Origin of the sequence: Nonomuraea longispora (genome assembly GCF_004348345.1) — a bacterium.
Classification (GTDB): domain Bacteria; phylum Actinomycetota; class Actinomycetes; order Streptosporangiales; family Streptosporangiaceae; genus Nonomuraea; species Nonomuraea longispora.
On sequence record NZ_SMJZ01000322.1, the window covers coordinates 1 to 6,093 of the forward strand.

Below are 6,093 nucleotides of genomic sequence, written 5' to 3' on the forward strand. Positions count from 1 at the left end.
GGACGGCCACGTCGCCGCACGTCACGCACGAGTCGCACACAGGTCCCGCCCCGTCGTCCCCACCGCCGCTCACGCGCCCTCCTCCGACTCCAGGAACACGTGCGCCAGTTCCCACAGCAGGTGGTACACCGTGATGTGGATCTCCCTCGCGACCAGCGGGTCATCGCTGTGCGCGGCCAGCACGTGATCGGCCCCGACGCCCGCGCCCCTCCCCGACGCGTCCGCCGTCGTGCCTTCGCCACAGGTCGCCGCCGCCACCAGGGCGACGGTCAGCATGCCGAGGTCGCGCGCGGCGGTGAAGTCGCCGGCGGCCGGGCGTACGCCCACGGCGATGTCCCCCGGGCGTCCCAGCACCGGCAGCAGGCCGGGTTCGTCGCCCAGGCAGAGCGCCGGAAGCGCGAGCTTGCCGACGATCACGGGGTGGCTGAACTCCACCGCCACGTGCGCCGCGTCGGCCGCGGACGCGCCCCGGCCGAAGGCCAGCAGCCTGCTGCCCCGCCCGAACCGCCCCGCCATGGCGGCCGCCGCCTCGACGACGGCGCCGGCGTCGGCCACCAGCGCCAGGCCGGCGGACTCCCGGCCCGCGCGAACCCGATCGAGCACTCCGGCCATCCCGCCACCCCTCAATCCCCGCGTACCACGACACCGCCCATTCCACCGTGGTCCCGCACGGCCGGCGCGGCGTTCCCCGCAAGGGGTCCGGCAAGGTCCCGGCAAGTTTCGCCCCACGGCACCCGCCCGCGCGGCCGTGGAAGCCCGTACGACTGCGTGCCCGCGACGTGGGTAGGTGGCGAGGCCGGCCGCTCGCGCGGCGACGTAGACGTGGTCCCCACCCGAAAGGACGTCATGTTCCCCGTGATCCTCGCCCGCGCCCGGATGCCGGTGATCGTCATCGGGCTGCTCCTGGCGGTCGGCGAGTTCGTCCACCGGCTCGAGTGGCTGAGCGTGGCGGGCATCGTGCTGTTCCTGGCCGGCTTCGCTTCGACCTTCCTGCCTACGGGCGCCGTGCGGCGCCGTCCGATCCCGGTCGCGAGCCCCGTGCGGGGACGCTGGCTCGCGGTCAACAGCCCGGCCGACAAGGTGCCCAGCCACGGAGTGCACGCCTACGGGCAGACGTACGCGGTGGACCTGGTGCACTGGCCGGACGAGAACACCGAGTGGAAGCCCGTGGTGAGCAGGCCGTTGATGAGCCGCCCCGAGACCTTCCCCGGTTTCGGCAGCCCGGTCCACGCCCCCGCCGCCGGCACCGTCGTGCGCGCCCGGGACTTCTGGCGTGATCACCTGAGCCGCAACTCCTGGCCCGCGCTGGTCTACGTCGTGATCGAGGGATTCGTACGCGAGCTGACGGGCCCGAGCGGCGTGCTCGGCAACCACGTGATCCTCGACCTCGGCGACGGCGTGTACGCCGCGTTCGCCCACCTCAGGCGCGGCTCGGTCCAGGTGCGCAAGGGCGAGCGGGTCGAGGCCGGCCGGCTGATCGGGCAGTGCGGCAACTCGGGCAACTCCAGCGAACCGCACCTGCACTTCCAGCTCATGGACAACCCGCACCCGTCCATCGCCGCCGGGCTGCCGTTCACGTTCGAGGAGACGCTGCCCGGCGGCACCACCCACCACCGTGTCCCGAGCAAGGACGAGCCCCTGCTGTCGCCGTCGCGGTGACGATCGCATGAGCGTCTGCCACCCGTAGTACGTAAGAGCTACGCGGCAGGTGCACCCCGCAGCGGGACGCCGGTTACCGGCGGTGATCCCTACCTTCGAGGCCCGAGCACGTCTCCGGCACGGAAGGATCACCGCCCATGGCGACCCGCCGGCGTGGCAGCATGCGCCGCGCCCTGCTCACCACGCTCGTCACCGCCTCGCTGGCGGGGCCGGTCAGCGGCGTGACCCGGCCAGGGGCGGTGCCGTCGCCCGCACCCGCCCCCGTGGCCCCTCTTGCCGGCGCGACCCCGGCCGCGCTCGCCGCGCGCTACGCGGCCGGGCGCGCGGAGGTCCTGACCGCCGAGCGGGCGGCGGCCCGGCTCGGCCACCGGTGGCGGGCCGCCCGGTTGCGCGAGATGGCGGACCCCTCGCGGCGGTTCCTGTCCTTCGACGGGCGGGACGGCGGCCGGGCCGTGGAGGTCCTCGGCGACCTGGCCACGGCCGAGCGCATCGCCGTGATGGTGCCGGGCGCCGGCATCGACCTGGACAAGTACGGCATGTTGCGCGGCGGCTCGCTGCGGCTCCATGACGCGCTCGGCGACCGGTCGGCGGTGGTCGCCTGGCTCGGCTACGCCACGCCCAGCAGCGTGAGCCTCCAGGCGGCGACCCCTCACCGCGCCGCCGGGGCCGCTCCCCGCCTGCGCGGGTTCGTACGGGAGCTGCGCGCGGCCAGGCCCGGCGCCCGGGTCACGCTCCTGTGCCACTCCTACGGCTCCGTGGTGTGCGGCCTGGCCGCGCCGGAGCTGGACGTCGCCGCCATCGTCATGTTCGGCAGCCCCGGCGCGGGTGTGCCGGACGCCGCCGCGATGCGTACCCCTGCCACCGTCTGGGCGGGGCGCACGGCGGGAGACTGGGTCGCGCGCCTGCCGCACACGTCGGTCGCGTTACCGTTCGTCACGGTGGGGCTGGGCGCCGACCCGGTCTCGCCCCGGTTCGGCGCCCGGATCTTCGCGGCGGGCGGCGGCGGGCACAGCGACTACCTGGCGGCCGGGTCGACGGCGCTGGCGAGCATCGCACGGATCGTGTCCGGACAGGCCGGCGTCGATGCGTGACCTCACCGCACGGATCAGGTCCGCGCGACGCGGCCCCATGCGCGACCTCGTCGCGCGGATCGACGCCGCGACCCCGGTCGGACGCGACCGTGCGCTCGACGCCCTGCGTGCTCTGGCCATCCTCGGCGTGGTGGCCGGGCACTGGATGGTGACCGCGCTGGTCGTGGAGAGCGGGTCCGTCCGGGTCACCAGCCCTCTGCGGCACCTGCCGGAGCTGGCGCCGCTGTCGTGGGTGTTCCAGGCTCTGGCGGTGTTCTTCCTGGTGGGCGGGCTGGTGGCGTCACGTTCGCACCTCCGCGCCCGTACGGAGGGCGTGCCGTACGGGCGGTGGCTGGCCGGGCGGGTGGCCCGGTTGTTCCGGCCCGCGGTGGCCGTGCTCACCGTCTGGACGGGGGCGGCGCTGGTGATGCTGGCCGTCGGGGCCAGGCTGGAGAGCGTACAGGCGCTGGTCAAGCTCGTGCTGTCACCGATGTGGTTCCTGCTGGTGTTCGCGGCGCTGACCGCGGCGACGCCGCTGGTGTCGAGGGTGCACCCGGCCTGGCCGCTGGCCGTGGTCGTGTGCGCCGACCTGGTCAGGTACGGCGGCCTCGCGGAGGGGCCGGCAGGCGGGCTCGCGGGCGGACCGCTCTGGTGGGTCAGCGTGGCGGCCGGGTGGCTGGTGCCGTACTGCCTCGGGGCGACCTGGGCCCGTGGCCGCATGCAGGGGCGCGCGACCGGGTGGACGCTGCTGCTCGGCGGCGGGGCCGCCGCCGTCGCCCTCGTCGGCTGGGGCGGCTACCCGGCCGCCATGGTTGGCGTGCCGGGGGCGCCGCTGTCCAACCTCGACCCGCCCTCGCTGGCCGCCGCCACCTTCGGGCTCGCCCAGAGCGGCGCGGCGCTGCTGCTGCTCGGCCCGCTGCGGCGGCTGCTGCGCCGCCCCGGGGCCTGGGCCGCGGTGGCGCTGGCGAACCTGGCGGCGATGACGATCTTCCTGTGGCACCAGACCGCGCTGATCGCCGTCTCGGCGATCGCCCTGTTCGCCACGGAGTCGTCGCCGCTGACCGGGCTGCACACCGTTCCCGACGGGCCGGGCTGGGTGCTCGCGCGGGTGGCCTGGCTGCCGGTGTTCGCGGTGGCGCTGCTGGTGTGCTGCGCGGCCTTCCACGCCCACGAGCGCGTACGACCGCCGGCCGAGCCGGTTGCGCGGCCCCCGCGTGCTGGATCATCCTGACCGGGGCGGCACGAGGGCAGAGGGGACGTGGGCGAGGTGGGCAGGCTGCGAAGGGCCCTCGGCACCGTACGCGCGGACCTGTTCACGACCCGCGCCGACCCCCTCCCCCGCATGGCGCGTCCGCGCGGGCTGTCCCGGCTCCCCCACGTCCTGGTCATCCTGTACGCGCTGGTCATGGGCCTGTTCCCCAGGGGAGAGAGCATCGACCCGACGGTTCCGCTGCTCGCCATGGTCCACGCGGCGATCCTGGTGGTGGCGATGTCCCGCCCGCTGCCCGCCTGGTGGGCGTCGATCGCCGTCATGGTCGTCGGCGCGCGGACGGGGCTGACGTACCTTCCGTGGACCGAGAGTTTCCCCTGGATGATCCCCGCGCACGAGGCGGCTGCCGTGAGGCCGATGGACCACTTGGCGGTCGCGTACCCGTGGACGGGGTCCGGCATCGCCCTGCAGGCGGGGGTGCTCTTCCTGCTGGCGCTGCGGGTGCGCCCCCGCGTCGCGGCCGAGGCGCTGACGATCACCACGCTGACGGTCGCGCTCTGCGTCGTTTTCCTGCCCCTGAGCAGCAGCACCGCGGGGCCGGCGGCCCTGGTCGTGGACGCGGCCGCGGTCGTGGCCGGGGCGGGGGTGCGGGCGCTCAGGACGACCCGTAGCCGTCTGGAGGCCCAGGAGGAGCTGACCGCCGAGGAGCGGGCCCGCCGCACGCTGCTGGAGGAGCGCAGCAGGATCGCCCGCGAGCTGCACGACGTGGTCGCGCACCACATGTCGGTCATCTCCATCCAGGCGCAGGTCGCGCCGCACCTGGTGGCGGACCCGTCCGACGAGCTGAAGGAGAACCTCGCGGGCATCCGCCAGAACGCCGTGGAGGCGCTGACCGAGCTGCGCCGGGTCCTGGGTGTCCTGCGGGCGCAGGACACGCCCGAGGACGCCCCGCAGCCCACGCTGGACCGGCTCGGCGAACTGTTCGCGAACGTGCGCGGCGCGGGTGTGGACCTCACCACCGAGACCACGGGGACCCCGCGGCCGCTGTCTCCGGGGGTGGAGTTGTCGGCGTACAGGATCGTGCAGGAGGCGCTCAGCAACGCCATGCGGCACGCGCCGGGCGCGGCGGTGACGGTCCGGCTGGCGTACCGGCCGGGCGCCCTCGCGCTCCGGATCGCCAACGCCGTGCCCGGCGCGCGCGTCCCGTCCTCGCCCGGGGCGGGCCACGGGCTGCCGGGGATGCGCGAGCGCGCGGCCATGCTGGGCGGCGACCTCGTCGCGGGGCCGACCCCGGACGGCGGTTACGAGGTAGCCGTGTATCTGCCCACCTGCTCGGAGAAAGGCATCGAGACCGTCCCATGACCGGCGACATCCGCGTGCTCATAGCCGACGACCAGGTGATGGTCCGTCAGGGTTTCACCGTGCTGCTCGACGCCGAGCCCGGCATCGAGGTCGTCGGCGAGGCCGTGAACGGCCTGGACGCCGTCGCGAAGGTCGCCGAGCTGCGTCCTGACGTGGTGCTCATGGACGTGCGCATGCCGGAGCTGGGCGGCATCGAGGCGACGCGCCGCATCGCGGGACAGCCGGACGCGGACGTGAAGGTCCTGGTCCTGACCACGTTCGACCTGGACGACTACGTCTACGAGGCGCTGCGCGCGGGTGCCTCCGGCTTCCTGCTCAAGGAGGCGTCGGCGGCCGACCTGGCCCACGCGGTGCGGGTGGTGGCGGCAGGGGACGCCCTGCTCGCGCCGAATATCACCAAACGCCTGATCGCCGAGTTCTCCCGCATGAGCGGCGCTCCGCGCGCCCCGCTGAAGGAGCGCGTGGGCGACCTGACGGAACGCGAGACCGAGGTACTGTCGCTCATCGCCCAGGGCCTGTCGAACGCGGAGATCGCCGAGCGTCTGGTCGTCGCCGAGCAGACCGTCAAGACCCACGTCAGCAGGATCCTGGTCAAGCTGGGGCTGAGGGACCGTACGCAGGCCGCCGTCTTCGCCTACGAGACCGGCCTGGTACGCCCGTCGGGTTACTAGCCGTTCGGATGTGCTGACAGCGAACCGGGTCCGCCGTCGGTGAACCCGCCTGGGCCCCCGGCGCCCGCGGTGCTTGGGTGGCGGGATGGACATCGTGATTCTGGGCGGGACAGCATGGGTG

Annotated in this window: 6 protein-coding genes; 5 read left to right on the forward strand and 1 reads right to left on the reverse strand. The window is 74.6% G+C overall.

The genetic code is table 11. The annotated features are described in order from the left end of the window. Positions 1-69: 69 nt before the first annotated feature. Positions 70-612: a phosphoheptose isomerase family protein gene (locus E1267_RS42010; RefSeq protein WP_132341636.1), complete on the reverse strand. Its 543-nt coding sequence runs from the start codon at positions 610-612 to the stop codon at positions 70-72. Between the two features lie 234 nt (positions 613-846). On the opposite strand from E1267_RS42010, the gene E1267_RS42015 reads away from it, so the two are divergent. The 5 genes from E1267_RS42015 to E1267_RS42035 all read left to right on the forward strand — a co-directional run bounded on the left by E1267_RS42015 (position 847) and on the right by E1267_RS42035 (position 5,972). Then, the gene (locus tag E1267_RS42015) at positions 847-1,659 is read left to right on the forward strand and encodes a M23 family metallopeptidase (protein ID WP_132341638.1); all 813 of its coding nucleotides are present in this window, start codon (positions 847-849) and stop codon (positions 1,657-1,659) included. A gap of 137 nt (positions 1,660-1,796) precedes the next feature. Next, positions 1,797-2,750 carry an alpha/beta hydrolase gene (locus E1267_RS42020; RefSeq protein WP_132341640.1) on the forward strand — a complete coding sequence of 318 codons (954 nt, stop codon included), beginning with the start codon at positions 1,797-1,799 and terminating at the stop codon, positions 2,748-2,750. Then, on the forward strand, positions 2,743-3,960 hold the full coding sequence (locus E1267_RS42025; RefSeq protein WP_246064686.1) for an acyltransferase family protein: 1,218 nt from the start codon (positions 2,743-2,745) through the stop codon (positions 3,958-3,960). Before E1267_RS42020 ends, E1267_RS42025 begins: the two co-directional genes overlap by 8 nt. Before the next feature lie 36 nt (positions 3,961-3,996). Then, on the forward strand, positions 3,997-5,301 hold the full coding sequence (locus tag E1267_RS42030; protein ID WP_246064688.1) for a sensor histidine kinase: 1,305 nt from the start codon (positions 3,997-3,999) through the stop codon (positions 5,299-5,301). Next, the gene (locus tag E1267_RS42035; RefSeq protein ID WP_132341642.1) at positions 5,298-5,972 is read left to right on the forward strand and encodes a response regulator; all 675 of its coding nucleotides are present in this window, start codon (positions 5,298-5,300) and stop codon (positions 5,970-5,972) included. Before E1267_RS42030 ends, E1267_RS42035 begins: the two co-directional genes overlap by 4 nt. The last annotated feature ends 121 nt before the right edge of the window (positions 5,973-6,093 follow it).

What these genes read in the sequence shown, in the direction of transcription:
- E1267_RS42010 (WP_132341636.1), bottom strand. Translation starts at nt 612, where the DNA reads ATGGCCGGAGTGCTCGATCGGGTTCGCGCGGGCCGGGAGTCCGCCGGC.
- E1267_RS42015 (WP_132341638.1), top strand. Translation starts at nt 847, where the DNA reads ATGTTCCCCGTGATCCTCGCCCGCGCCCGGATGCCGGTGATCGTCATC.
- E1267_RS42020 (WP_132341640.1), top strand. Translation starts at nt 1,797, where the DNA reads ATGGCGACCCGCCGGCGTGGCAGCATGCGCCGCGCCCTGCTCACCACG.
- E1267_RS42025 (WP_246064686.1), top strand. Translation starts at nt 2,743, where the DNA reads ATGCGTGACCTCACCGCACGGATCAGGTCCGCGCGACGCGGCCCCATG.
- E1267_RS42035 (WP_132341642.1), top strand. Translation starts at nt 5,298, where the DNA reads ATGACCGGCGACATCCGCGTGCTCATAGCCGACGACCAGGTGATGGTC.